We start from the raw sequence: 23,725 nt of genomic DNA, 5'->3' as shown, positions 1-23,725 counted from the left end.
TCGGCTCGGTCAACGGGCCCCCAAGGTCGGGTGCGCTAACGGGTGGACAGCCGGATCTCGGCGAGGCGGAACTCCATGCCGGGAACCGTCAGCGGATGGGTCACGAACCGGGCCGCGACCCGGTTGCTCACCACCCGGAAGACCTCGTTGACCGTCCGGTCGGCGAGGCCGGCCGCGGTCCAGCGCAGGCGCTGGTCCTCGGTGAAGTACGTCAGCAGCTCCGGCGCGACGTCGCGCAGCCCCTGCTGGGCGACGACGCACGGGTCGACCACCCGGCACCGGATGCCGAGCCGAAGGTGCAGGTCGCGGCCGGCTCGGGGCGAGGCGATCGGCAGGTCGAACAGCATGCTGCGCGGCCGCATGTCGACCACGGCCACCCCGCGGGCGGCGACGACGACGTGGTCGCCGGGCCGCGGGGTACGGCCGCCCGGCAGCTGCTGGTAGCGCCCGTCCACCAGGAACACGAGCACCGCGCCGTCGCCGGGCACCGGGATGTCGCCGAGCCGGCGGCGGCGCAGGCCGAACGCCGACACGCCGGGTGGTTCGAGCGGTCGCACGTCGATGACGGGGAACGGTTTGCGCACCCGACGACCCCTCGCGACCGGCTACTGGACGTGTCGAGGCTACGGCGCAGCGCAATGGCGGCGAATCGGTCTTCCGGATCGCCGGGATCCGATGTCGTACGAAGGCAAGCGCCGACTCGGCGATGCCATTCCGGGTCCGGGCGCAGCACGAAGGCCGCCCCGGGCAGCGGGGCGGCCTTCGCGGTTCGGGAAGGGTCAGGCGGCCCGGCGGCCCGCCTGCAGCAGGCCCGCGCCGGTGACGGCCAGGGCCAGGCCGGTCAGCAGCAGCAGGCCGATCGGCGGGCCGGTCACCGGAAGGGTGCCGCCGCCCGCGGTCACCGGACTCGCGACCGCGGCCGCGACGGTGACCGTCAGGGCCATCGAGCGCGGGCTGCCGTCCGGGGCCGCCCCCTGTGCGACCACCGTGTGCTGGGCCGCCGCCAGCTGCTGGGGCAGCGTGATCGGCGTCTGGAAGGCGCCCGTCGCGTCCGTGGTGACCCGGCCGAGCTCGATGGGGGTCGAGTAGATGGTCACCAGGACGGTGGAGTGCGGCGCGAAGCCGGTGCCGACGAAGACGATCTGCTGGCCGGGTTCGGCGGTGGTGATGTTGCCGTCGGTCGTGGTGAGCGTGAGGTTCGTCGACGGCGGGGTGTCCGGCGCCGTCGGGGCCGCCGGGGTGACCGCGTTCGACGGCTCGCTCGGGACCGAGTCGCCGGCGTCGGAGTGGGCGACGACGGTGTACGTGTAGGTCGTCCCCGCGACCGCCCCCAGCACGCACGTCTTGGCGCCGGTCGTGGTGCACGTCTGCGGGCCTGGGCTCGCGGTGACCGTGTACCCGGTCACCGCGGCGCCCGTCGCCGGCGCGTCCCAGTCCACGGTGACCGCCGAGGCATTCGCGGTCGCGGTGACGTTGCGCGGCCGGCTCGGCGGCGACTGGGCCGGGTTCGAGTTCGGCTCCGACGGCGGCTCGTTCACCGTCACGCTCGTCGCGCCCGAGGAGACGGCGAAGTCGGTGGCGCCGTTGTACGCGGCGTTGATCGTGCCCGTCGCCAGCGACGTGCTCGTCGTGCACGCCTCGCCGCTGCTCAGCGGCACCGTGTCGGTGAGGCCGGCGCCGGTGAAGGTGACCGTGCCCGTCGGGCTGCCGCTCGCCGGCGCCTCGACGGCGACGGTCGCGCAGACCTGGACCGGCTGGCCGGCCGTCGACGGGTCGGGGGTCGCCGACACCGTCGTCTTGGTGGTGGCCGGGTCGACCGTCAGCGACTTGGTGCCGATGGAGCCGTTGAACTGCTTGTCGCCGGAGTAGGTGGCCGTGACCGTGCCGGTGGCCAGCGTCGCGGTCGTGACGCAGGCCTGGCCGGCGCCGTCGAGCACCTTGTCCTCGTTCAGCCCGCCGGGGCCGGAGAAGTTGACCTCCCCCTTCGGCGTGCCGCTGCCGGGGGCGGTCGCCGTGACGGTGGCGCACACCTCCACGCTCTCGCCCAGCGACGACGGGTCGGGCGTCACGGTGACCGCGGTGGTGGTGTCGGCCTGGTCGCGGGTCACCGGCGTGCTGCCGGAGGAGCCGGCGAAGTCGCCGTCGCCCTCGTAGGTCGCCTCGACCGTACCGGTGGTCAGCTCGGAGTCCGTGACGCAGGCCTCGCCGGCGCTGAGGGTCGCCGACTGGCTGCCGCCCGGGTACGTGAAGGTCACCGTGCCGGTGGGCCCGGTGTCCTCGGGCAGCTGGTCCGCGATGACCGTGGCGCACAGCTGCACCGGCTGGCCGCTGACGGACGGGTCGGGCGTCGCGGTGACCGTGGTGGTGGTGCTCACCGGTTCGATCGTCACCGTCGCGGTCCCGGATTCGGGATCGTAGGTGCTGTCGCCGTTGTACTGCGCCGTGACCGTGCCGCTTTGCAGGTCGGTGCTGGTGATGCAGGCCTCGCCGGACATGTTCAGCCCGACGGTGCCCGTGGCGCCGGCGCCGCTGAAGGTCACCGTGCCCGTGGCCTCGGTGAGGCTCACCTCCGCGCACACCTTCACGGCCTGGCCGCGGACCGAGGGGTTCGGCGTGACGTTGACGACGACGGCCCCCGGCTGCGCCAGGGCAGGAGTGGCGCCGGCGGTCAGGGCCGCGACGCTGACGACGGCCGCGAGCGCGGCTCCTATGCTGACCCTGCCCATGCACTCCCCCGCTATTAGTAGTCGATCAGTCACGCTAAGCGACCAAGCGGCCGCGTGCGGGGCGTTCGCCATCACACCAGCGGGTGGGATGGTCTTTGTTTCGAGCCGCGCTTTTCGGGGAATTCGCGCGCTTTAGCCCGTCTACGGTCACCGAGAAATCTGGCGCAACCTGTCCTACCGTGTGCTGGTGACGGCGTCGGTCCAGGGGGTGCGGGACGAGGATCTCGCCGCGCCGCTGGCCGCCGCGATCGACGGGGATGCCGAGGCGTTCGCGGTGCTGTGGCGGTCGCTGCATCCACTCGTGCTGCGCTACCTGCGCGTCGTGTGCGGCGACGCGGCCGAGGACGTCGCCTCCGAGACGTGGTTGCAGGTGTCCCGGGATTTGGGGCGATTCGACGGTACCGCCACCGCTTTCCGCGTTTGGTTGTTCCGCATCGCCAGGCATCGCGGCATCGACGAGAACCGCAAGGCCTGGCGCCGCCACGAGGAACCGCACGAGGCCGTCGACCAGTTGCGAGTGGTGGCGACCCGAGACGCGGCGACCGAGGTTCTCGAACTGGACGACACGGACCGCGCCCTGCGCCTCATCGCCGGACTGCCTCGCGACCAGGCCGAGGCGGTGATGCTGCGCGTGGTGGCGGGCCTGGATGTCGCCGGTACCGCGCGGGTGCTGGGGAAGCGCTCCGGGGCGGTGCGGATCGCGGCGATGCGGGGGCTGCGGAAGCTGGCCGAGCACCCCGAGGTCCAGGCCCGCTCCTCCGCCGGCTACGTCAACGACGGCCGCTCCGCCGAGTTGCCCGGCCAGCGCTCCGCCGGCGAGAGGCGGGCGGGATGAAGCGGAAGCACGAGCGCCCCGAGGACCGGCTGCACGACCTGCTGGCCGCGGCCGGCGCGCCGGGCCGGCGGCATGAGCTGCGCGGCGAGGAGGAGGCGGTCGCGGGGTTCCGCCAGGAGTACCGGCCGCGCACCGCCCCCGCGCGCCGCCCTCCCCGCAAGCGCCGGCTGCTCGCGGTCGTGGCCACGGCGGTGGTGGCGGCCGGCGTGGGCGGCACAGCGTTCGCGGCGAGCACGGGCCACCTCCCGGCGCCGGTCCAGACCTGGTTCGACAGCCACACGTCGTCCGGCTCCTCCCCGACGTCGACCATGTCGGCGCCCCAGCTCCCGCGCGTCTCGCCGTCACCGTCACCACGCCCGAGCACGACGCCGCTGGAGTTTTGCCGCGCCTGGAACGCCCGCGCCGACAAACCGGTCACCGAGGAGCTGCGCCGGGAACTGTCCCGGCTGGCCGGCGGCGAGGCGTTCATCGACTCCTACTGCCGCCGCGTGCTCGGCACCGTGTCCGCCTCCCCCTCGGCACCCCCGCCCCGCCCGGCGACCAGCACGGGCGCTCCCCCGACGAGCGGCCGGAGCGGCGGCGACGATCAGGGCGAGAACGACAATTCGGGCGGTGACCAAGATAACGGTTGATACCGGATCCGGAGTTCGCGACGCCCACGCTCGGCCCGGCGCGCTTCGCCCGCCTCGGCACTCTTCCCGGTCCCGCCTGGCCACCCGGTCTTGGCGGGCTCGATCCATGTGCGCGAGCGCCGTTGGCGGCGGCGCGGCACGGAGACGCGCGGCCGGGGTGTAACGCCGCGCGGGCCGGCGACGCTGCTTTATCTCGTGCTCACCGCAGGAGTCGATCTCGCTCCCACCGACGAGCGGACCGCCCTCGCGACCATCGCATGGTCGCGCGGCCGGGCCATGCTGCGCGAGTTGGCCGTCGGCGTGCCCGACGCGCGAATCGTGGCGGCCGTTCGCGGGGCCGGCAAAACCGGGCTGAACTGCGCGCTCGGCTGGCCGGAACCGTTCGCCGCGCTCGTGAACGCGCACCGCGTCGGGCACACCGCGTCGCTGCCGAGCAAGGAGAACGGGGCGAACTGGCGGCGGGCGATGATGTACCGCGCGACCGACGAGGTCGTCCGCGCCAACGTCCCCGGTGTCGTGCCGGCCAGCGTCGCCGCGGACCGCCAGGGCCACGCCGCCCTGCGGTGCGCCGCGCTGCAGGCCATGCTCGCCCGCTCCGGCCAGGACGTCGACCGCAGCGGCACCGGCCTGATCGTCGAGACCCACCCGGCGGCTTCGCTGCACCGCTGGGGCGTCACCCGCCGCTACAAGGGCCGCCACGAGGGCCTGGCCGCCGCCCTGCTCGAGGCCGCGCCGTGGCTCGACCTCGGCTCGTTCGGCCCGCTGGTGACCACCAACCGCTACGCGTTCGACGCCATGGTCGCCGCCCTCACCGCGCGCGCCGTGGCGCTCGGCCTGACGATCCGCCCCGACGGCAACCAGCTCGCCCTGGCGAAGATCGAGGGCTGGACCGCCATCCCGTCGGCCGGACTCGACCGCCTGCCGTAGCCGGCGAAAGACACCCCCGGCGGCCGCGAGAGAGACACCCCTCGCCGCGGCGAAGAAGACCTCCCAGACTCGACCGCCTGCCGTAGCCGGCGAAAGACACCCCCGGCCGCCGCGAAAGAGACACCTCCTCACCGCCGCGACGAAGACGCCCCAGACTCGAGCACCTGCCGCGAACGAAGTCCTCGGAGTCGAGCGCGTGCCGTAGGCGTTCCCGAACCACCCCCCGATCCGAAGACGCCGTGGCGCGCGCAAGAGATCACAAGGAAACGCGCGCATGCCTGGGCGGTGCCGGCTCCCATCTTGCAAACCTCAGCATAATTACTGAGAGAAATTCACATCCTCCACAAGCACGCTGCGTGAAACACCGTCACGCTCAGTTGCTAGATCGACTCGTCCAAGTGGGCATTCCAGACAGCGTTGGCCTCCTCGTGGGAGTCGACGCCGTTGAAGAACGCGTCCGCCAGGTTGCCCGACTCCGACTCCGGCACCCCCTCGATCTCCAGGAACTTGGGGCGGTGCACCGCGAACGGCTCCGGGCGGTACGGCACGGCGATGACCAGCTTCTTCCGAACGGGGCCGTACTCGACCGCCTCGGCGATCAGGGCGTCCACCCGGCCCACCTCGAGATGGATGTACGCGTCGAGCACGAGCACCGCCCGCGCCCATCCCTCCACGTTGGACTCCAGCGCCTCCCGGCCCTTGCGCGCGCCCTCGGCGAGGTCGTCCGCGACGAAGCGGGTCAGGCCGCGCTGGCCGCTCGCATCCTCGTACCCGAGGATCGGGGTCAGCGGGCCGCCGTCGGACACGCTCCACACCCCGTGCGCGGCGAAGAACCCGGCGAGTCTCGCGAAGCCATACATGCGCGCCAGCATCCCACGCGACCCCGGCCCGTGCTGACCAGAAACCGCAGAACACCAGCCGGTTGCCAGAGATCCCTAGACTCTCCTCGGCGGGGTCGTAGCGCAGAGGTAGACGCATCGGAATCCGGATCCGAAGAACGCCGGTTCGACTCCGGTCGACCCCGCCCTCGAAGAATGGAGGATGGATGCGACCGCTGCATCCGTCCGCGGTGCCGGCGACGATGATCGAGCGCGCGACCGAGCTCCGCGAGGCGGGCGACTGGCCGGGCGCGTGCGCGGCCGCGGGTGTGCTGCTCCGCTTCGAGCTCCGCTCGGTCGAGCGCCAGCTCGGGCCCGAGGCCGTCGACAAGGCCGAGGACGACCTGCGTCACCTGGTGCCGGACCTGCTGCGCTGGCACATCCCCCGCGATCGCGCCGGCCTGCCGCGCACCGACGCCTTCTACCCGCTCACGCTCCTGCCCGACGACCACGCGGTGTTCGCGCAGGCCGAGGCGCGCACGCAGCGGATCCAGCTGTGCTTCGGGCGCATGATCGAGCAGCGGGGCCGGCGGGACGACACGTTCGTGCTGCTGCGGGAGCGGTGGGATTCCCGGTGTACCGCCGAAACCCTGACGCGGTCCGGCGGGGTCACCCGGCTGCCGTTCTTCACCGCGACCGGGGAACGGCTGCCGGAGGACGCGCTCGGCGACGACTCCCCCGAGGGGCGGGTCGAGCGCGCGCTGCGGGCCCGGACCCAGGCGGCCGCGTGGGCGATCGCCGGGTACGACCTGCGCGTCCTGCTCTTCGATCGCCGCTTCGGCCGCGAGCGCGTCGACCCCGCCGCGTTCGCGATCGACCCCCGCCGGCGCAACCACGCGCGCGGGGTCGCGGTCGAGCACGCGCTGGCCCCGCTGCGCCCGGTGCAGGCCGCGCTCGCCGACGCCGCGCGGCGCACCCTCGAATACGTGGCCGAGCTGCGCTGCAGCGCGCCGCATCGCGATCCGCGCGTCATCCCGCCCCCGCCGCACCCGATGACCGAGGTCGACGACCACCGGGGCCTGGTGCGGCTCGACGTGCGGGGCCGGACGGTCGTGCTCGACGGCACCCGCGCCCGGCTGCTGACCCGCGCGCCCTATCACGAGGCCGACGGGTCCCGCTTCGACGCCGAGCTCGACGAGTTCGGCACGCTGCTCGAGCGCATCCCGATCGTGCCGCCGGCGCTGGTCCGCCGCCCGGAGGAGTTCGACGCGCTGCTCGGCGGGCCGGTGCACCTGCACCCCTTGGCGCATCGGGCCCTCTTTCCCAAAGCCCCGGCAGCGGTACCGCCGGAGCCCACCCGCCTCCCCACCGCCATCCGCGTGCGGTGCGACCACGCGACCCACGAGGTCGTCATGCGCGACGGCGCGACCGTCATCCCGCACCCCCCCGCCGAGATCGACCGCGAGCTGGCCCTGGCCGCGCTCGGCGGCGAGCTGCAGGGCTGCGTGGCCGCGCGGGAGGGCTGGCGCGATCCCGAGCACCGCCCGCCGCGGCGGGTGCTGCGGCTGCAGGTCGAGCTCATGCACGTCATCCAGCACGGCGACACCGCCGCCGTGCTCGATGCGCTGGAGCGCGGCCTCGACCCGCACGTGCGCTTCCCGGAGCACGGCGAGACGCTGCTGCACCTGCTCCCGCTGCTGCCGGGCGGCGACCCGCTGCTGCCCCGCCTCCTCGCCGCCGGCCTGGACCCGAACGCCCGCGACTCCCGCGGCCGCACCCCGCTGCACGAGGCCGTGGCCCGGGGCTCGGCGGCCCTGGTGCGCCGCCTGCTGAAGGCGGGGGCCGACCCGACGGCCCGCGCGAACCCCGGCGGCTACACCGACATGGCGGGCTTCACGGGCCGCCCGGACCTGGACTTCCTGCGGGCCATGATCCGATGAGGGCGCCCGCCGCCCCGGCCCGGCCTTCGCGCACGCATCGACCGTCTAAACTCCGCTCGGGCAGGGCCGTAGCGCAGAGGTCGACGCACCGCCTTGTCAGGGCGGGGAACGCCGGTTCGATTCCGGTCGGCTCTGCCCCTTGTGCTGGCCGGGCCGCCGAAGGGTTCCGCATGTTCGGCCGTCCGGCTCACCGCCGCACCTGATCCATTCCGGCTGCCGGTCCACCAGGATCGAGCGGTGATCGTTCGCCGCTTCCTTGTCGCCGCCGTCGCCGCCCTCGCCGTCGCCGCGCTCGCCGCCTGTGATCCGAACACGCCGGCCAAGCCGAACAACCTCGTGGGCGTCGCGCCCTCGGCCGAGGCGAGCCCGAGCGAGTCGCCGAGCCCGTCGCCGTCGCCGTCGCCGACGCCGTCCGCGGAGATCCCGGCCCCGGCCGCGACCACGGCCGTGCCGACGACGCAGCCTCCGGCGCCCACCCCGGCGGCGACGACGAAGAAGCCCGCCCCGGCGAAGACGACGACGAAGCCGCCCGCGCCGCGGACCACCCCGCCGGCGGGCAACCCGGTCGGCAACGTCCACCCCGGCGCGTTCTGCTCGCCAGAGGGCGCGATCGGCTACACCTCGGCGGGCACAAGGATGCGTTGCACGTTGAAGGCGGGCGAGAAGCAGCCGCGGTGGCGCGCTGCCTGACTCCGCACTCCCACGTTCGGGTGAATCCCCTCGACACGGGTAAATGGGGCGATCCGCCGGAGTAAGCTGCCGCGGCGCTACGCTCGCGGCCGTGGCTAGGGGAGCGGTCCGCAACTTCGAGACGGCGCTCGGCGCGATCGGTGTGCTGGCGCTCATCATCACCGCGATCATCGTGACCGGCTGGAACCCGCTGCCGAAGGTCACCGACTGGTGGGACAAGGTCGCCGACAGCACGGGCAAGCTGTCGACCCCGGACACGACGTGGACCGAGCGCGTGGGCGGGCAGCCCTCGTCGGCCGTGGTCGCCGGTACGGCCGCCGTCGTCAGCATGCGGGGCACCGTCGAGGGGCGGTCGCTGAGCTCGGGCCAGGTGTTGTGGACCAAGGAGGCCGACTGGGCCGGGGTCGCCGGTGACGGCTCGAACACGGTCGCGATCGTCGGGCGGCGCGGTGTCGGGCTCGAGGCGCTGGACCCGGCGAGCGGCACGGCGAAGTGGAAGGACGGCGACGCGGTCGGGGCGTGGACGTATCGGGACTCGGTGCTGACGTTGTCGTGCGGGGGGCTCAGCGACTGCACGCTCACGGCGCGGGCGCCGCGCGACGGGGCGCAGATCTGGAAGCTCACGCTGCCGGGGATCGGGCGGGTGCTGAACGGCATCAACAGCGATCTGCTCGGGACCGAGGTCAAGGCCGACGCGTACCGCGAGGCCATCGACGCCATGCCGCGGGCGATCCCGGCGATGCTGGGGTTCCCGATCGAGCAGAAGGTCAAGGTCGTCGACACCGGGCGCGGCAAGCTGCTGCCCGAGGCGAGCCCGTCGAAGACGTCGCGGGTCGTCGTCGCGGGCGGGCGGGTGCTGGTGTCGACGGCGGCGCCGAAGGACGGCAACTGCCGGTACACCCTCGAAGCCCGCGACGCGAGCACCGGCAAGACCGTGTGGAAGAAGGACGGCTACGACCTGCACACCGCCTCCGGCGCCGGGTGTGAGCAGCGCCGGGACCCGGCCGGGGCCGACTCCGTGCTCATCGCGACCCGCGGCGACAACCGCGAGGTGTTCCTCTCCCCGCGCGACGGGCACGAGATGTGGGCCGGCGCCGAGGGGGACGAGATCGTGGCGGCCGACAGCCAGTACGGGCTGGTGCGCTCCAACGGCGGCAAGACGCTCTCGGTCGTCGGCTTCGACAAGGGCGGGCGGCTCTGGCAGCACGAGGTCCCGGAGAAGGCGGACATCGCGGTGTCGCGCTATGCGGTGCTCGTGCGCGACTCCGCCGGCGGGCGGCTGCTCGCCTACGCGCCGGACAGCGGGCGCACCCTCGTGGAGGCGAAGACGACCGCGGACGTGCTCGGCATCAGCGACCGCGGCATGATGATCGGCCGCGGCCGGACGATCGGCTATCTGCCGTTCAATTGACCGATTCGGTACCGGCGGTCAGCGATGCTCCATGACCAGCGCGAACGAGGTGTTCGGGGCCAGCGCCTCGTAGCCGTGCGCGACGTCCCCGGCGAAGGAGGCGTAGTCGTGGACGTCGAGGTCGACCGGTGAGTCCTCGGGTCCGACCCGCAGCCGCCCGCTGATCATCACCACGTGCTCGACGGTGCCGGCCAGGTGCGCGTCGGCCCTGCGGGCGCCGACGGGCTCGACGCGCATCAGGTAGATGTCGCGGCGCACTCCCGGCGGGGAGGTCGCCAGGAGGGTACCGATGAAGTCCGCCTGTTCGGACTTCACCGTCGGGCCCTCGCCGGCCCGGATCACCCGGGGCGCGGTCGGCGCCGGCTCGACGAGGCGGCTGAACGGGACGTTGAGCGCGACGGCGAGGGCCCAGAGCGTCTCGATGTTCGGGTTGCCGGCCCCGGACTCGAGCTGGCTGAGCGTCGACTTCGCGATGCCCGCACGCTTGGCGACCTCGCTCAGGGACAGCTTCTCCCGCTCCCGCTCGCGGCGCAGGGCGGCGGCGATGAGGTCGATCGGGGGCTTGGTGGGGTCCAACGCGGCATCCGTTCGGTGTGTCGAACGACTTATTCGGCTTGACGAACACTCGGTACTCGGTCCAGCATACCGAACTATGCGTTCGATTCTCCGAACAGATCCCATCGCCCGGGACGTCGCGGCGCTGTGCGCGGCGGGGGTGGTCGTCGGGCTGTCCTTCGGCGCGATCGCCTCGGCCGCCGGGGTGCCGCTGTCGCAGATCGTCGCCATGAACGCGCTCGTGTACGCGGGCGGCGCCCAGTTCCTCGCCGTCGGCATGGCCGGCGCCGGGGCCACCGCGGCCGCGATCGCGCTCGCCGGGCTGCTGCTCAACGCCCGGCACCTGCCGTTCGGCCTGGCGATCGGCAACGAGGTGCTCGGGGAGGGCCACGGCGCGCGGCTGCTCGGCAGCCACCTCATGACCGACGAGTCGGTCGCCTTCGCGCTGGCCCAGCCGGACCCGGCCCGCCGCCGCCGCGCGTACTGGCTGACCGGGATCTGCCTGTTCCTGACCTGGAACGCCGCCGCGGCCGCGGGCGCGATCGCGGGGTCCGCGCTCGGCGACCCGGAGACGTTCGGCATCGACGCGGCGTTCCCGGCCGCGCTGCTGGCGCTCACGCTGCCGTCGCTGAAGGACCGGCCGTCCCTGCGGGTCGCGCTCGGCGGGGCCGTGCTCGCCCTGGTCGCGACCCCGTTCCTGCCCGCGGGACTTCCCGTGCTGGCCGCGCTGCTCGCGCTCGTCCTCGGAAGGAAGCAAGCGTCATGAGCTGGATCGCGATCGTCGTGCTCGCCGCCGGGACCTACGCGTTCCGCTTCGCCGGCCCCGTCCTGCGCGACCGGATCACGGTGTCGGACGAACTGAAGCGGTACCTCGCGCTCGCGGCCGTCGCCCTGCTGGCCGCGCTCATCGCCACCGCCGCGCTGGTGGAGGGGCGCGAGTTCGTCGGCATCGCGCGCCCGGCCGGGGTGCTGGTCGGGGCCGTGCTCGCGTGGCGCAAGGCGCCGTTCGTGGTCGTTGTGGTGGCCGCGGCACTGACGGCCGCCCTGCTCAGGGTCGCCGGAGTCGAGTAATACAGTCGAGGGCATGCCCGACTTCGCGTTCTCCCCGCTGCTGCCGCTCGGACCCGACACCACCGAATACCGCCTGGTCACCAGCGACGGGGTCGGCCGCGACGGACGGTTCCTGACCGTCGAGCCGGAGGCGCTGACCCGCCTCACGGACGAGGCCATGCACGACATCGCGCACTTCCTGCGCCCGGCCCACCTGACCCAGCTGCGCTCGATCATCGACGACCCGCAGGCCTCGCCGAACGACCGGTTCGTCGCCCTCGACCTGCTGCGCAACGCCAACATCGCCGCGGGCGGGGTGCTGCCGATGTGCCAGGACACCGGCACGGCGATCGTCATGGGCAAGCGCGGCCGGTTCGTGCTCACCGACGGCAACGACGAGGAGGCGATCGCCCGGGGCGTGTTCGACGCCTACACGCGCCTCAACCTGCGCTACTCGCAGCTCGCCCCGCTGACCATGTGGGACGAGAAGAACACGGGGTCCAACCTGCCGGCGCAGATCGAGCTGTACGCCGAGGGCGACGACGCGTACAAGTTCCTCTTCATGGCCAAGGGCGGCGGATCGGCCAACAAGAGCTACCTGTACCAGGAGACCAAGGCCCTGCTCAACCCCACCCGCATGATGCAGTTCCTCGAGGAGAAGCTGCGCCTCATCGGCACGGCCGCCTGCCCGCCCTACCACCTGGCGATCGTGATCGGCGGCACCTCGGCCGAGCACGCGCTCAAGACGGCGAAGCTGGCCTCGGCGAAGTACCTCGACACCCTGCCCCTGGAGGGCTCGTCCGCCGGCCACGGCTTCCGGGACGTGGCGCTGGAGGCCGAGGTCCTCCAGCTCACGCGCGAGTTCGGCATCGGGGCGCAGTTCGGCGGCCGGTACTTCTGCCACGACGTGCGCGTCGTGCGCCTCCCGCGCCACGGCGCCTCCTGCCCGGTCGCGATCGCGGTCTCCTGCTCCGCCGACCGCCAGGCCGTCGCGAAGATCAACGAGCAGGGCGTGTGGCTCGAGCAGCTCGAACGCGACCCGGCCCGCTTCCTGCCCGACGTCACCGACGAGCACCTCGACGACGACGTGGTGGCCGTGGACCTCAACCGCCCGATGGCCGAGATCCGCGCCCAGCTGTCGCAGCTGCCGGTGAAGACGCGCCTGTCGCTGACCGGGCCGCTGGTCGTGGCCCGCGACATCGCCCACGCGAAGATCGCCGAGCGCCTCGACGCGGGCGAGCCGATGCCGCAGTACATGCGCGATCACGCCGTCTACTACGCCGGCCCGGCGAAGACCCCGGAGGGCTACGCGTCGGGCTCGTTCGGCCCGACGACCGCGGGGCGCATGGACTCGTACGTCGAGAAGTTCCAGGCCGCCGGCGGCTCGATGGTCATGCTCGCCAAGGGCAACCGCTCGAAGCAGGTGACGAATGCCTGCCATCAGTACGGCGGCTTCTACCTGGGCTCGATCGGCGGCCCGGCCGCGCGGCTGGCGCAGGACTGCATCAAGCGCGTCGAGGTGCTGGAGTATCCGGAGCTCGGCATGGAGGCGGTCTGGAAGATCGACGTGGTCGACTTCCCGGCCTTCATCGTGGTCGACGACAAGGGCAACGACTTCTTCGCCGAGGTCACCAAGCCGGTCCTGACGGTCGGCCGCCGCTAGCGAGCCGCCCGGCTCCCTCGGCTCGATGGGCGCGAGGGGGCCGGCGCGGCCCCGCACCCGGCGGGCGGAGCCGGCCGGAATCGAACCGGCGTCTTCGCCTGAGCAAGGCGTGCGTCGACCTCTGCGCTACGGCTCCGCCCGCACGGAGCACAGGCCCCGCCTCAGGCGTCGGCGGCCGCGGCGACGAGGGGCAGGACGCGGTACGGGATCTGCGCCGCCAGCGCGATGATCGTCGAGGAGCGGACGATCCCCTCGAAGCTCATCACCCGGTCGATCACCCGCTGCAGGTCCGCGTTCGAGCGGGCCACGATCCGGCACAGCAGGTCGCCCGAGCCGGTGATCGTGTGGACCTCCAGCACCTCCGGGATGTCGCGCAGGTGGGCCGAGACGGGGTCGTGGCCGAAGCGCTGGCGGATCTCCAGGGTCACGAACGCGGTCACCGCGTAGCCGAGCGCGGCCGGGTCGACGTCCGGGCCGTGGCCGCGGATCACGCCGCGGGCGGCCAGGCGGTCCAGGCGCGCCTGCACGGTGCCGCGGGCGACCCCGAGGCGGCGGGAGCACTCCAGGACGCCGATGCGCGGCTCGGCGTACAGCAGGCTGATCAAGCGTGCATCGAGAACGTCGATTTCACCGGACAATCTGCTCACCCGAACCCGCGAAACAGCCAGCTAATTGTGCAACTTGACCAAGCAGAATAGCGTTCCTTGCCCAGCCCGGGAAGGCCGGGCGACGCTTGTCCCATGACCCGCGCCATCGAAGACCTCAACGAGCTCATCGGGGCCGTCGAGCACGACGTCTCCCACGACCCCTTCCCGCTCACCGGCCTCGATCACGTCCGGTTCTACGTCGGCAACGCGAAACAGTCGGCGCACTACTACTCGACCGCGTTCGGCATGACGCTGCTGGCGTACCGCGGCCCGGAGCAGGGCTATCGCGACCACGCCGAATACGTGCTCAAGTCCGGCTCCGCGATCTTCGTCTTCGCCGGCGGGGTGCACCGCGAGGCCGAGGCCACCCAGCACTACGAGCGCCACGGCGACGGCATCGCCGACATCGCGCTCGAGGTGCCCGACGTCGACACCGCGTTCGCGTTCGCCGTGCGCCAGGGCGCACAGCCGCTCGAGCAGCCGCACGACGAGGAGGACGAGCACGGCGTCATCCGGCGGGCGGCCATCGCGACGTACGGCGAGACCCGCCACACCCTCATCGACCGCTCGCGCTACTCGGGCCCGTTCCTGCCCGGGTTCGTCGCGCGCAAGCCGATCGTCGCGCCGCCGGCCAAGCGGTACTTCCAGGCCGTCGACCACGTGGTCGGCAACGTGGAGCTCGGCCGGATGGACGAGTGGGTCGAGTTCTACCGCCGGGTCATGGGCTTCACGAACATGGCCGAGTTCGTCGGCGACGACATCGCCACCGAGTACTCGGCGCTGATGAGCAAGGTCGTCGCGAGCGGCACGCGCAAGGTCAAGTTCCCGCTGAACGAGCCGGCGGTCTCGCGCAAGAAGTCGCAGATCGACGAGTACCTCGAGTTCTACGGCGGCCCCGGGGCGCAGCACATCGCGCTGGCGACCAACGACATCCTGCGCACCGTCGACGAGATGACGGCCGCCGGCGTCGAGTTCCTCGTGACCCCCGACTCGTACTACGACGATCCCGAGCTGCGCGAGCGCATCGGCCAGGTGCGGGCCCCGATCGAGGAGCTGAAGTCGCGCGGCATCCTGGTCGACCGCGACGAGGACGGCTACCTCCTGCAGATCTTCACCAAGCCGGTCCAGGACCGCCCGACGGTCTTCTTCGAGCTGATCGAGCGGCACGGGTCGCTCGGCTTCGGCAAGGGCAACTTCAAGGCGCTCTTCGAGGCGATCGAGCGAGAGCAGGAACTGCGCGGAAACCTGTAACACTGTTCGGGTGACGTATCCGGGTCAGCCGCAACCGGGTGGTGTCCCGAACTACGGGCCGCCACCCGGCAATCCGCAGGGTTATCAACAAGGTTATCCACAGAGTGGGCCACCGGCTGCGGGTTATCCACAGGTCAGCGGCGCCCCGGCGGGTTATCCACAACCTGGTTATCCACAGCCTGCCGGTTATCCACAGGGCGCCTATGCGGTACCGCCACCCGTGCCCCGGGCCCCGAACGGCATGCCGCTGGCGAACTTCGGCGACCGGCTCGTCGCCGTGCTCATCGACGGCGCCGTGCTGGTCGGCGTCGGGCTGGTGCTGGCGATCCCGATGTTCATCGCGATCTTCGCCGTGATCGCCGGCGCGACGGCGTCCGCCTCGACCACCGAGAGCCCCAACGCCGGCCTGCTGTTCGGGCTGCCGCTGCTCATCGAGCTGCTCTACCTGGTTCTGGTCCTCGCGGCCGGGTACGTCTACCACGTCGAGATGTTCCGCCGCACCGGCGTCACGTGGGGCAAGCGGGCGATGAAGCTGCGCCTGATCCGTACCGACGACCCTTCCGCGCCCCTCGACCGCGGCGTGCTCGCCCGGCGCTGGGCCACGCAGAGCCTCGTCGGCGCCTTCGTGCCGTTCTTCTCGTGGATCGACGGGCTTTGGCAGCTCTGGGACAAGCCGTACCAGCAGTGCCTGCACGACAAGGCGGCGGGGACAATCGTGGTGAAGGTCGGATGAGCGGCACGGAGGCTTTGTGACAGCGCCTGGGTGGTACAAGGACCCTGCGGACCCGGACGTCCAGCGGTACTGGGACGGCGAGGGCTGGATCGGGGAGCCCGTTCCGGCCTCGGAACCGGCCCCGGCGGCCCCGCCGGTGATCGCCGAGAAACCGGTGACCCCGCCGGCGCCGCAGATGCCGGTCGTCACGACGCCCGGGGCACCGCTGCCGCAGGGCGCCGTCGTGCTGCCGCCCGGCACGCCGATCCCGCCGGGCGGATTCCCCCCGGGGCAGCTGCCGCCTGGCGCGATCGTGCTGCCCCCGGGCACGCCGCTGCCGGCCGGGCTCCTGCCGCAGGGCCAGTTGCCGGCGGGCGCGGTGCAGGTGCTGCTGCCGCCGCAGACCGGGTTCATGGCGCCGGCGCAGGTCCGCCCGCACGGCTACGCCCTCGCCCCGCTCGGCAAGCGGTTCGTCGCCCGCCTGGTCGACATCCTCGCGGTCGCCGCGATCATCGCCGCGGCCACGGGCTTCCTGGTCTACCAGTGGATCCAGGAGGTCGGCCCGGTCATGGCGGAGATCTACCGCCGCCAGTCCCGCGGCGAGTCGATCGGCGACCTGACGACCTCCGACCGCGCGCAGTACCTGCAGATCGTCATCCTGCTGCTCATCGCCGCGATCTGGTTCGCCTACGAGGTCCCGGCGAACGCGGGCAGCGGACAGACCCTCGGCAAGCGGCTCATGAAGATCAAGGTCGTCGGGCTGGAGGCCGATCAGCCGCTCGGCTTCGGCCGCGCCATCCGCCGCTGGAACCCGATGGGCCTCGGCGTGCTGCTGTGGACGTGCGGGGTCGGCTTCGTGCTGCAGTTCGTCGACGCCATCTCGCCGGTGGTCGACTGGCCGCTGCACCGCGCGCTGCACGACCGCGCGGCCCGCACCGTCGTGGTGATGGCCGAGCGGCACCCCGACCACGCCCCCACCCCCGAGTCCATCCCCGGAGACCAACCATGAGCCTCACCCGCCCGGATCTCGACGCCCTGCCCGCCTACGTCCCGGGCCGCAGCGTGCCCGGCGCCATCAAGCTGGCCAGCAACGAGGTGCCCTACGGCCCCCTGCCCGGCGTGGTGGAGGCGGTGACCGAGGCCGTCGCCGGCGTGCACCGCTACCCCGACATGGGCGTGACCGAGCTGCGCGGGCGCCTGGCCGGGCGGCTGGGCGTCGACGCCGAGCGGATCGCGACCGGCTGCGGCTCGGTGGCGCTGTTCGAGCACCTGTTCCGGGTCGCGTGCATGCCCGGCGACGAGGTCGTCTACGCGTGGCGTTCCTTCGAGGCGTACCCGATCATCGGCGCCACCACCGCCGCGAAGAGCGTGCGCGTGCCCAACACCGCGGAGCACGGTCACGATCTGGACGCGATGGCCGAGGCGATCACCGAGCGCACGCGCATCGTGATCGTGTGCAACCCGAACAACCCGACGGGCACCGCGGTCCGCAAGGCCGAGCTGGACGCCTTCATCGACCGGGTGCCGTCCAACGTGATCGTGGCGCTGGACGAGGCCTACCGCGAGTTCGTGACCGACCCCTCGGTGCCGGACGGGCTGGTGGAGTACGGTGACCGCCCTAACGTGGTGGTCCTGCGCACCCTGTCGAAGGCGTGGGGGCTGGCCGGCCTGCGCATCGGCTACCTGATCGGCTCGCCCGAGGTGGCGGCGGCGGTGCGCAAGGTCGTCACGCCGTTCTCGACCTCGCTGGCGGCCCAGGCCGCGGCCCTGGCCGCGCTCGGCGAGGAGCCGGAGATGCGCCGCCGGGTCGAGCTCGTCGTGGCCGAGCGCGCGCGGGTCGTCGAGGCGGTGCGCAAGGTCCACCCCGACGTGCCCGAGACGCAGGCGAACTTCTTCTGGCTGCCGCTGGGCGAGCAGTCGGCCGCGTTCGCGGCGCAGTGCGAGCGCGCGGGCGTGATCGTGCGCGCGTTCCAGGGCGACGGCGTGCGGGTCACCATCGGCACGCCCGAGGAGAACGACGTCTTCCTCGGCGCTCTCTGACCGTGGCGCCTGGTCGGGGCGGGTTCAGCCCATCCCGACCAGGACCACGGTGTCCTGGCTGAAGTAGTACTTGTCGTCGATCTCGGACTCCTTGGTGGTCTGCAGGCGCTCGATCACCAGGTAGCCGGCGTGCAGGTAGTACATGCTGTAGACGAACCGGTCCGCGGGCCGGATGCGCAGCTCGGTGCTCGACGTCACCGCGCCGGTCTCCAGGTTCAGGACCAGCAGCTGGTACTCGTTGTTGATCACGTAGAAGTTGCGCTGGTCGCCGCCGATGAGCCGGCCGGCGACCTCCGACATCCACAGGCGCTGGCCGGTCGAGCGGGAGAACGCCCAGATGTACCCGCCGGTCATCTGCTGGGCGATGACGTCCCCGACCGCGATCACCGTGTCCTTGTCCGCGACCGGCTCCGCCTTCACGGTGCGGTCGGCGGCGAGCGACCAGTACGAGGCCGTGATCGTGCCCAGCCCGGCGGCGGCGTCGGTGTACGTCACGACGCCCTCCCCCGTCGGGGCGGCCTTGAACATCGTGCAGCCGGAGCGGCCCAGCTCGCACGAGGCGGGATCGACGAACCAGTTGGAGACGCTGTCGGTGCCGATCGAGGCGCCCGGCGGCCGCCACGTGCTCAGCAGCGCACCGCTGGCCGCGTCGTAGATCTCCAGCGTGGCGGGCTTCGCGCAGGTGTTCTTCACGAGGTACGTGTCCGGGCCCGTCCAGTCGTTGGTGCGGCACCCGGGCTCGGCCGTGAACGAACGCGTCCACCTGATCGTCCCGTTGACCGGATCGATGCCCTCGACGACGTCCTTGCCGGTCGCGATCACGACGGGCTGGCGGTCGAGCACGGACGCGCTGACGAACAGATCCTCGGGCGACCACATGGTCTTCGCCCCGGTCCGGCGCCCCTTGAACGACTCGCCCTCCGCGGGGTCGATCTTGGCCTGCCAGACGATGTCGCCCTTCTCGGCGTCGAGCGCGACGATGTCCCCGTCCGACCACTTCGTGACCACGACCGACATGCCGACCCCGCTGGCGGGCTTCTCCACCTCGACGATCGACACCACCTCGGCCGGCCACCGCCGGTACGACCAGTGCGGCGTGTTCAACCGCTGCGACGTCACCGGCGTGTCCGCGAAGACCCGCCGCTGCTCGGTGTAGACCCGCAGCCGCCCCTCGACGATCAGCGGCGCCGAGGGCAGCTCCGAGTACTGGATCGCCTTGATCGGCTCGGCCGACGGCACCGGCTTGTCCGCGCGGCTCACGGTCTCGGCCGGCTTGAGCGTGCGGTAGGCGGTGATGCCCATCGCGAAGAGCACCACGAGAACGAGCAATCCGGTCAGCACGAACCGCACCGGCCGCGACCAGCTACGCGGCGAAACCAGCCGGCGCAGCCCCGCTGCACTCGTTCCCATAACCACCTCCGCCGCGCACGATACCTGCCGAGCCCCGGACGACGCGCACGGCGACCGTCGATCCGCAGAAGACTCACATCGCGTTCCCACCGGCCCGTGACATTCCCGCACGCCACTGGACCCGCGGCTCGGCCCGCGCCGCGGCGCCCGCGCACGGCCCCGGATCACCCGATCGTGGCCGGTCGCCCAGTGCCGGCGGCGGCCTCACGGCGTTGCCGCAGGCGGGATTCCGGCTGCGGCCGTCATCCGGCCACCACTCGCTTCGGCCATCACTCGCCGCGGCCGTGCCGCCCCCCGGCCGGCGGGGTCGAGCCGGGGCGGGGCTGCGCGCCGAAGCGGTCGCGCCGTCCGGCGAGGAGCGGGACGCATCACCGAGGCAAGGCGAACGGCCCGTGCGCGCTCAGGCCGCGGCCGAACTCCAGGTTCACTCCGGCTTGGTGATCGTCCCGGTCACCTCCCCGAAGCCGATCCGCGACCCGCCCGGCCCCGGCGCCGTAGCGGTGATCGTCACCGTGTCGCCGTCGAGCAGGAACGACCGCGCGGTGCCGTCGGCCAGCTGCACCGGCCGCGCCCCGTTCCACGTCCGCTCGATGAACGAGCCGGTCTGCTCGGCCTCGGCCCCGCTCACCGTCCCCGAGGCATACAGATCCCCGGTCCGCGCCCAGGCCCCGTTGACGGTCAGGTGCGCCAGCTGCTGCGCCGGCGTCCAGTACATCCCGCCGAACGGCGGCCGGGAGACCAGCGTGCCGTTCCAGAAGACCTCCAGGCCGATGTCGTACCCGTAGTGCTCCCCCGCCCGCAGATACGGCAGCACGGGCGGCTCCTGGACCGGCCCCGGCACCCGAGCCGCGTCGAGCGCGTCGAGCGGCACCACCCACGGCGAGATCGACGTCCGGAAGGACTTGCCCAGGAACGGCCCGAGCGGCTGATACTCCCAGGCCTGCAGATCCCGTGCCGACCAGTCGTTCACGAGCACCGCCCCGAACACGTGCGAGCGGAAGTCGTCGACCGCGACCGCTCCCTCGGACGGCACCCCGACCACGAACCCGACCTCGGCCTCGATGTCCAGCCGCAGCGAGGGCCCGAACCCCGGCGCGTCCTCGTCGGGCGACTTGCGCTGCCCGAACGGCCGCGGCACGTCGGTGCCGGAGACGACCACGGTCCCGGCCCGCCCGTGGTACCCGACCGGCAGATGCTTCCAGTTCGGCAGCAGCGCCTCCCCGCCGGGCCGGAACAGCTTCCCGAGGTTGGTCGCGTGCTCCTCGGACGAGTAGAAATCGACGTAGTCGGCGACCTCGAACGGCAGCTGGAGCCGCACATCGGCGACGGACAGCAGCAGCGGCTCGATCGATTCCTGATACCGCCCGGCGCTCAGCAGCTCGCTCAGCCGCTCCCGCACCCGGGTCCAGACCGGCCGCCCGGCCGCCATGAACCGGTTGAGCGTCCCCTGCCCGAGGAACGCCCCGCCGGCGTCGATCAGCCCCCGCCCCTCGGCCGCGGCCAGGTTCAGGATCCGATCGCCGACGCGCACCCCGGTCCAGCCGAACCGGTCCTGCGCGAACGCGCAGTACGGCAGGTTCTCCACCCCGAACGGGTCATCCTCGGCGAGCCCCAGCCAAGCGGCACCACTCATCGCGCACCTCCCACAACCGGAACCCGCTCCCGCGAGACACCGTCGACTCCAGCACTGGACCCGAGCGAAAGCTCATCCGGCAGCCCCGCCGCCGACGGCCGCGAGAGCACCAACATCCGCGGCCCCGGCCCCGCGGCCATGGACAGCGCCCGGGGAAGCACCCTGCGCCGCAACCTCCCGGAACGCGACGCCTCGGAGCGGTAGGGCCACCGGCGTGAACCCGGCCGATCCGCCCCGGGCAACGACCGCGGCGTCAACGATTCCCAGCACCACCACCGCGGGCGCGGCGCGGACACCCGAGCGGCCGGCGGGTGAGCCGGCAGCGCCCTCGAGGACGACGAACGCAACCGGGACCCCGGCCGAGCCGGACTCGACCACGACGAAGGCAAGCGGGACGGGACCGGGGCGGGGTGCGGTGGCGCGGGCGACAGTGCTCGTGGCAGAGCGAGCCAGCGCAGCGTGCGCAGCAGCGTCCTCATCACGCGTCCTTCGGTCGCGGGCGGTCCAGCAGGCCCAGCGCCACCAGGTCGCCGACCGGGTCCTGCACGCTGCAGCTGCCGAACCCGGCCCACAACGGCCGTTCGCGGTCGAGGTGGGGCCGGACGCGGTCGGCAAGCGGGTGGGCCTCGGTCGCGGACAGGAGCGCCGCCAGGTCGGCGGGGTCGGCACCGTCGGCGGCGGCCAGCACGGCGGCCAGGATGTTCACGAAGCCGTGGTGGACCAGGCCGGTCTCGGCGTCGGTGTGGCGGACCGCGTGGTGCAGGCCGGCCGTCAGCTTGAACGGCAGGTCGCGGTCGCGGCAGGCGATGATCACGGCGGCGAGCTCGGACGGGCTCGGGAAGAGCTCCGCGGCCAGCCCGCCGGTGCGGAACTTCGCCGCCACGGGCAGCCCCTCGGCCCGCAGCGCGGCGATGGCGTCCAGGGCGGACATCAGGCCCCAGGCCAGCGGCACCTCCACATACCACTGCAGGGGCTCCCGGCGGTCGCGCATCAGCCGCGCGAGCCGCTCGATGCCGGGCAGCGGATCCTCGCCCCGCTTCGCGACCGGGCTCTCGAGCTGCCTGGTGCACGCGGGGAGGTCGCCGATCGCGGCCTCGAGGGCGGCCGGCTCGCCGATCAGACCGAGCGAAACGGCCGCGTAGGAATCGGCCGCGGCCGCAGAGGGTGCCTGCGAGGCGGCCACGAGCAACCCGGCCGCATAGGAGCCGGGTTGAGCACCGGCCGGAGCGGAAGCGGACGCGGGTGCGTCCGATGGATGAGATGCCGGCCCGGCCGGGGCGCCTCCGGGCGACGCGGGTGGCGCCTGGCCGCCCGGCGCGGGTGAATCCGGCGAGTGAGATGCGCAGGCGAGCGCCAGGAAGGCGGAGCGGTCGGCGACGGGGAGCAGCAGGGGGCCGATGAGCTCGGAATACCAGCTCCGGCGGTGGCCCGCGTGCGCGGGCACGGCGTCGGTCAATGGCGCGCTGCCCGGCGGGAACACGGCGGCGTCGTCGACCAGTGCGGTCAGCAGGGTTGGCACTGCGTTTGACACGGCTTCCGAATCTAGTGGACGCTTTACAGGGCGGACAACTTCGTCCGTTATCCGGACACTCCATGAAGCACGACCTGGGGGGCCGTGATGCCGTACTACCGCCGCGTCGGCGAGGTGCCGCCGAAGCGCCACACCCAGTTTCGCCAGCCCGACGGCTCGTTGTTCGCGGAAGAGCTGATGGGGCAGGAGGGATTTTCGAGCGACTCCTCCCTGCTGTATCACCGCAACCGGCCGACCGCGATCACCTCGGCGGTGCCGTTCGAGCCGCCGGCCTGGTCGCGGGTGCCGAATCTGCCCCTCAAGCCGCGCCACCTGCAGACCGGCAAGATCGGCGGGGGCAAGGTGGACGCGGTGCTCGGACGGCAGCACCTGCTCGCGAACGACGACGTCCGGATCTCCTACGTCGAGGCCACCGAGCCCTCGCCCCTCTACCGCAACGCGGTCGGCGACGAGTGCCTCTACGTGTCGGCGGGCGCGGTCACCCTGGAGTCCACGTTCGGCGTGCTGGACCTGGTCGAGGGCGACTACGCGATCATCCCGACATCGGTCATCCATCGTCTCGTGCCCAGCAACGGGCCGGTGAAGCTGCTGGCGATCGAAGCGACCGGACACATCGGACCCCCGCGGCGCTATCTCTCCGTGCGTGGACAGTTCCTGGAGCACGCGCCCTACTGCGAACGGGATCTGCGTGGCCCAGCGGAGCCCATCCTCGCGGAGGGGTACGACATTTCCGTGCTGGTGCAGCACCGCCGGGGCTGGACCGAGCACATTTACGCAAATCACCCGTTCGACGTCGTCGGCTGGGACGGCTGCCTCTACCCGTGGGCCTTCTCGATCCACGACTTCGAGCCCATCACCGGGCGCGTGCACCAGCCCCCGCCGGTGCACCAGACGTTCGAGGGGCCGAACTTCGTGATCTGCTCGTTCGTACCGCGCAAGGTCGACTACCACCCCCTCGCGATCCCGGTCCCGTACAACCACCACAACGTCGACTCCGACGAGGTGCTCTTCTACACGGGCGGCAACTACGAGGCCCGCCGCGGCTCCGGCATCGAGCAGGGCTCCATCTCGCTGCACCCGAGCGGATTCACCCACGGGCCGCAGCCGGGCGCGGTCGAGCGCGCGATCGGCGCCGAGGCCTTCGACGAGCTCGCGGTCATGGTCGACACCTTCCGGCCGCTGGACCTGTGCGAGCCGGCCCTGGCGATCGAGGACACCGGATACGCCTGGACGTGGGCCCGGCCGGCCTGACCG

General features: G+C 72.6%; 22 protein-coding genes and 3 tRNA genes. 16 read left to right on the top strand and 9 right to left on the bottom strand.

The genetic code is table 11. The features are described from left to right. Nucleotides 1-35 precede the first annotated feature (35 nt). Nucleotides 36-584, bottom strand: coding sequence for a hypothetical protein (locus tag ACQP1P_RS01420; protein WP_433082321.1), 549 nt, complete (start codon nucleotides 582-584; stop codon nucleotides 36-38). A 195-nt stretch (nucleotides 585-779) separates the two neighbouring features. Beyond that, nucleotides 780-2,726 carry an Ig-like domain repeat protein gene (locus tag ACQP1P_RS01415; protein WP_433082319.1) on the bottom strand — a complete coding sequence of 649 codons (1,947 nt, stop codon included), beginning with the start codon at nucleotides 2,724-2,726 and terminating at the stop codon, nucleotides 780-782. Nucleotides 2,727-2,913: 187 nt separating this feature from the next. Here ACQP1P_RS01415 and ACQP1P_RS01410 point away from each other — a divergent pair, with 187 nt between their 5' ends. The 3 genes from ACQP1P_RS01410 to ACQP1P_RS01400 all read left to right on the top strand — a co-directional run bounded on the left by ACQP1P_RS01410 (nucleotide 2,914) and on the right by ACQP1P_RS01400 (nucleotide 5,120). Beyond that, a complete protein-coding gene (locus tag ACQP1P_RS01410) occupies nucleotides 2,914-3,561 on the top strand; it encodes an RNA polymerase sigma factor (RefSeq protein WP_433082317.1) in 648 nt (215 codons plus the stop codon). Next, nucleotides 3,558-4,193: a hypothetical protein gene (locus ACQP1P_RS01405; protein ID WP_433082315.1), complete on the top strand. Its 636-nt coding sequence runs from the start codon at nucleotides 3,558-3,560 to the stop codon at nucleotides 4,191-4,193. Before ACQP1P_RS01410 ends, ACQP1P_RS01405 begins: the two co-directional genes overlap by 4 nt. Before the next feature lie 195 nt (nucleotides 4,194-4,388). Then, a complete protein-coding gene (locus tag ACQP1P_RS01400) occupies nucleotides 4,389-5,120 on the top strand; it encodes a DUF429 domain-containing protein (RefSeq protein ID WP_433082313.1) in 732 nt (243 codons plus the stop codon). A 380-nt stretch (nucleotides 5,121-5,500) separates the two neighbouring features. Here the strand turns inward: ACQP1P_RS01400 and ACQP1P_RS01395 are convergent, their stop codons facing one another. Continuing rightward, entirely contained in the window at nucleotides 5,501-5,980 is a 480-nt protein-coding gene (locus ACQP1P_RS01395; protein WP_433082311.1) for a hypothetical protein, read from the bottom strand. Nucleotides 5,981-6,071: 91 nt separating this feature from the next. Here ACQP1P_RS01395 and ACQP1P_RS01390 point away from each other — a divergent pair. The 5 genes from ACQP1P_RS01390 to ACQP1P_RS01370 all read left to right on the top strand — a co-directional run bounded on the left by ACQP1P_RS01390 (nucleotide 6,072) and on the right by ACQP1P_RS01370 (nucleotide 9,979). Next, nucleotides 6,072-6,144, top strand: a tRNA-Arg gene (locus ACQP1P_RS01390). Nucleotides 6,145-6,165: 21 nt separating this feature from the next. After that, the gene (locus ACQP1P_RS01385; RefSeq protein WP_433082310.1) at nucleotides 6,166-7,878 is read left to right on the top strand and encodes an ankyrin repeat domain-containing protein; all 1,713 of its coding nucleotides are present in this window, start codon (nucleotides 6,166-6,168) and stop codon (nucleotides 7,876-7,878) included. A gap of 62 nt (nucleotides 7,879-7,940) precedes the next feature. After that, nucleotides 7,941-8,013: transfer RNA gene (locus ACQP1P_RS01380), tRNA-Asp, on the top strand. 102 nt (nucleotides 8,014-8,115) lie between these two features. Next, on the top strand, nucleotides 8,116-8,568 hold the full coding sequence (locus ACQP1P_RS01375) for a hypothetical protein (protein ID WP_433082308.1): 453 nt from the start codon (nucleotides 8,116-8,118) through the stop codon (nucleotides 8,566-8,568). A 91-nt stretch (nucleotides 8,569-8,659) separates the two neighbouring features. Beyond that, on the top strand, nucleotides 8,660-9,979 hold the full coding sequence (locus ACQP1P_RS01370; protein ID WP_433082306.1) for a PQQ-binding-like beta-propeller repeat protein: 1,320 nt from the start codon (nucleotides 8,660-8,662) through the stop codon (nucleotides 9,977-9,979). A gap of 18 nt (nucleotides 9,980-9,997) precedes the next feature. On the opposite strand, the gene ACQP1P_RS01365 is transcribed toward ACQP1P_RS01370, so the two are convergent. Continuing rightward, nucleotides 9,998-10,555 (bottom strand): helix-turn-helix domain-containing protein, encoded by a 558-nt coding sequence (locus ACQP1P_RS01365; RefSeq protein ID WP_433082304.1) that lies wholly within the window; start codon nucleotides 10,553-10,555, stop codon nucleotides 9,998-10,000. 76 nt (nucleotides 10,556-10,631) lie between these two features. On the opposite strand from ACQP1P_RS01365, the gene ACQP1P_RS01360 reads away from it, so the two are divergent. From ACQP1P_RS01360 to ACQP1P_RS01350, 3 genes are read left to right on the top strand one after another with little or no spacing between them, the layout of a single operon-like run. After that, nucleotides 10,632-11,300, top strand: a complete 669-nt coding sequence (locus ACQP1P_RS01360) for an AzlC family ABC transporter permease (protein ID WP_433082302.1) — start codon at nucleotides 10,632-10,634, stop codon at nucleotides 11,298-11,300. Then, the gene (locus ACQP1P_RS01355; RefSeq protein WP_433082300.1) at nucleotides 11,297-11,605 is read left to right on the top strand and encodes an AzlD domain-containing protein; all 309 of its coding nucleotides are present in this window, start codon (nucleotides 11,297-11,299) and stop codon (nucleotides 11,603-11,605) included. Before ACQP1P_RS01360 ends, ACQP1P_RS01355 begins: the two co-directional genes overlap by 4 nt. A 13-nt stretch (nucleotides 11,606-11,618) precedes the next feature. Beyond that, on the top strand, nucleotides 11,619-13,247 hold the full coding sequence (locus ACQP1P_RS01350; protein WP_433082298.1) for a fumarate hydratase: 1,629 nt from the start codon (nucleotides 11,619-11,621) through the stop codon (nucleotides 13,245-13,247). A gap of 65 nt (nucleotides 13,248-13,312) precedes the next feature. On the opposite strand, the gene ACQP1P_RS01345 is transcribed toward ACQP1P_RS01350, so the two are convergent. Both ACQP1P_RS01345 and ACQP1P_RS01340 read right to left on the bottom strand, forming a co-directional pair. Next, nucleotides 13,313-13,383: transfer RNA gene (locus tag ACQP1P_RS01345), tRNA-Ser, on the bottom strand. A gap of 25 nt (nucleotides 13,384-13,408) precedes the next feature. Next, nucleotides 13,409-13,894, bottom strand: a complete 486-nt coding sequence (locus tag ACQP1P_RS01340; RefSeq protein WP_433082296.1) for an Lrp/AsnC family transcriptional regulator — start codon at nucleotides 13,892-13,894, stop codon at nucleotides 13,409-13,411. Nucleotides 13,895-13,987: 93 nt separating this feature from the next. Between ACQP1P_RS01340 and hppD the strand changes: the two genes are divergently transcribed. The 4 genes from hppD to hisC all read left to right on the top strand — a co-directional run bounded on the left by hppD (nucleotide 13,988) and on the right by hisC (nucleotide 17,897). Then, nucleotides 13,988-15,145 (top strand): 4-hydroxyphenylpyruvate dioxygenase, encoded by a 1,158-nt coding sequence (gene hppD, locus ACQP1P_RS01335; RefSeq protein ID WP_433082294.1) that lies wholly within the window; start codon nucleotides 13,988-13,990, stop codon nucleotides 15,143-15,145. Between the two features lie 220 nt (nucleotides 15,146-15,365). Continuing rightward, nucleotides 15,366-15,878, top strand: a complete 513-nt coding sequence (locus tag ACQP1P_RS01330) for an RDD family protein (RefSeq protein WP_433082292.1) — start codon at nucleotides 15,366-15,368, stop codon at nucleotides 15,876-15,878. 16 nt (nucleotides 15,879-15,894) lie between these two features. Further along, complete coding sequence (locus ACQP1P_RS01325) at nucleotides 15,895-16,866, top strand: RDD family protein (RefSeq protein ID WP_433082290.1); 972 nt, start codon at nucleotides 15,895-15,897, stop codon at nucleotides 16,864-16,866. Further along, on the top strand, nucleotides 16,863-17,897 hold the full coding sequence (gene hisC, locus ACQP1P_RS01320; RefSeq protein ID WP_433082288.1) for a histidinol-phosphate transaminase: 1,035 nt from the start codon (nucleotides 16,863-16,865) through the stop codon (nucleotides 17,895-17,897). Before ACQP1P_RS01325 ends, hisC begins: the two co-directional genes overlap by 4 nt. A 24-nt stretch (nucleotides 17,898-17,921) precedes the next feature. On the opposite strand, the gene ACQP1P_RS01315 is transcribed toward hisC, so the two are convergent. From ACQP1P_RS01315 to ACQP1P_RS01305, 3 genes are all read right to left on the bottom strand, one after another. After that, complete coding sequence (locus ACQP1P_RS01315; RefSeq protein ID WP_433082286.1) at nucleotides 17,922-19,307, bottom strand: PQQ-binding-like beta-propeller repeat protein; 1,386 nt, start codon at nucleotides 19,305-19,307, stop codon at nucleotides 17,922-17,924. Nucleotides 19,308-19,731: 424 nt separating this feature from the next. Beyond that, nucleotides 19,732-20,940 (bottom strand): fumarylacetoacetase, encoded by a 1,209-nt coding sequence (fahA, locus tag ACQP1P_RS01310; RefSeq protein ID WP_433082284.1) that lies wholly within the window; start codon nucleotides 20,938-20,940, stop codon nucleotides 19,732-19,734. Nucleotides 20,941-21,418: 478 nt separating this feature from the next. Further along, the gene (locus tag ACQP1P_RS01305) at nucleotides 21,419-22,471 is read right to left on the bottom strand and encodes a hypothetical protein (protein ID WP_433082282.1); all 1,053 of its coding nucleotides are present in this window, start codon (nucleotides 22,469-22,471) and stop codon (nucleotides 21,419-21,421) included. Nucleotides 22,472-22,558: 87 nt separating this feature from the next. Here ACQP1P_RS01305 and ACQP1P_RS01300 point away from each other — a divergent pair, with 87 nt between their 5' ends. Next, nucleotides 22,559-23,722, top strand: coding sequence for a homogentisate 1,2-dioxygenase (locus ACQP1P_RS01300; RefSeq protein ID WP_433082280.1), 1,164 nt, complete (start codon nucleotides 22,559-22,561; stop codon nucleotides 23,720-23,722). Nucleotides 23,723-23,725: the final 3 nt, after the last annotated feature.

It is taken from the genome of Dactylosporangium sp. CA-052675 (genome assembly GCF_050947935.1).
In the GTDB taxonomy this organism is placed as follows: Bacteria; Actinomycetota; Actinomycetes; order Mycobacteriales; family Micromonosporaceae; genus Dactylosporangium.
This window is presented reverse-complemented; position numbering and strand designations above follow the sequence as displayed.

What these genes read in the sequence shown, in the direction of transcription:
- ACQP1P_RS01415 (WP_433082319.1), bottom strand. Translation starts at nt 2,726, where the DNA reads ATGGGCAGGGTCAGCATAGGAGCCGCGCTCGCGGCCGTCGTCAGCGTC.
- ACQP1P_RS01395 (WP_433082311.1), bottom strand. Translation starts at nt 5,980, where the DNA reads ATGTATGGCTTCGCGAGACTCGCCGGGTTCTTCGCCGCGCACGGGGTG.
- ACQP1P_RS01355 (WP_433082300.1), top strand. Translation starts at nt 11,297, where the DNA reads ATGAGCTGGATCGCGATCGTCGTGCTCGCCGCCGGGACCTACGCGTTC.
- ACQP1P_RS01350 (WP_433082298.1), top strand. Translation starts at nt 11,619, where the DNA reads ATGCCCGACTTCGCGTTCTCCCCGCTGCTGCCGCTCGGACCCGACACC.
- fahA (WP_433082284.1), bottom strand. Translation starts at nt 20,940, where the DNA reads ATGAGTGGTGCCGCTTGGCTGGGGCTCGCCGAGGATGACCCGTTCGGG.
- ACQP1P_RS01300 (WP_433082280.1), top strand. Translation starts at nt 22,559, where the DNA reads ATGCCGTACTACCGCCGCGTCGGCGAGGTGCCGCCGAAGCGCCACACC.
- hisC (WP_433082288.1), top strand. Translation starts at nt 16,863, where the DNA reads ATGAGCCTCACCCGCCCGGATCTCGACGCCCTGCCCGCCTACGTCCCG.
- ACQP1P_RS01405 (WP_433082315.1), top strand. Translation starts at nt 3,558, where the DNA reads ATGAAGCGGAAGCACGAGCGCCCCGAGGACCGGCTGCACGACCTGCTG.
- ACQP1P_RS01315 (WP_433082286.1), bottom strand. Translation starts at nt 19,307, where the DNA reads ATGGGAACGAGTGCAGCGGGGCTGCGCCGGCTGGTTTCGCCGCGTAGC.
- hppD (WP_433082294.1), top strand. Translation starts at nt 13,988, where the DNA reads ATGACCCGCGCCATCGAAGACCTCAACGAGCTCATCGGGGCCGTCGAG.
- ACQP1P_RS01385 (WP_433082310.1), top strand. Translation starts at nt 6,166, where the DNA reads ATGCGACCGCTGCATCCGTCCGCGGTGCCGGCGACGATGATCGAGCGC.
- ACQP1P_RS01360 (WP_433082302.1), top strand. Translation starts at nt 10,632, where the DNA reads ATGCGTTCGATTCTCCGAACAGATCCCATCGCCCGGGACGTCGCGGCG.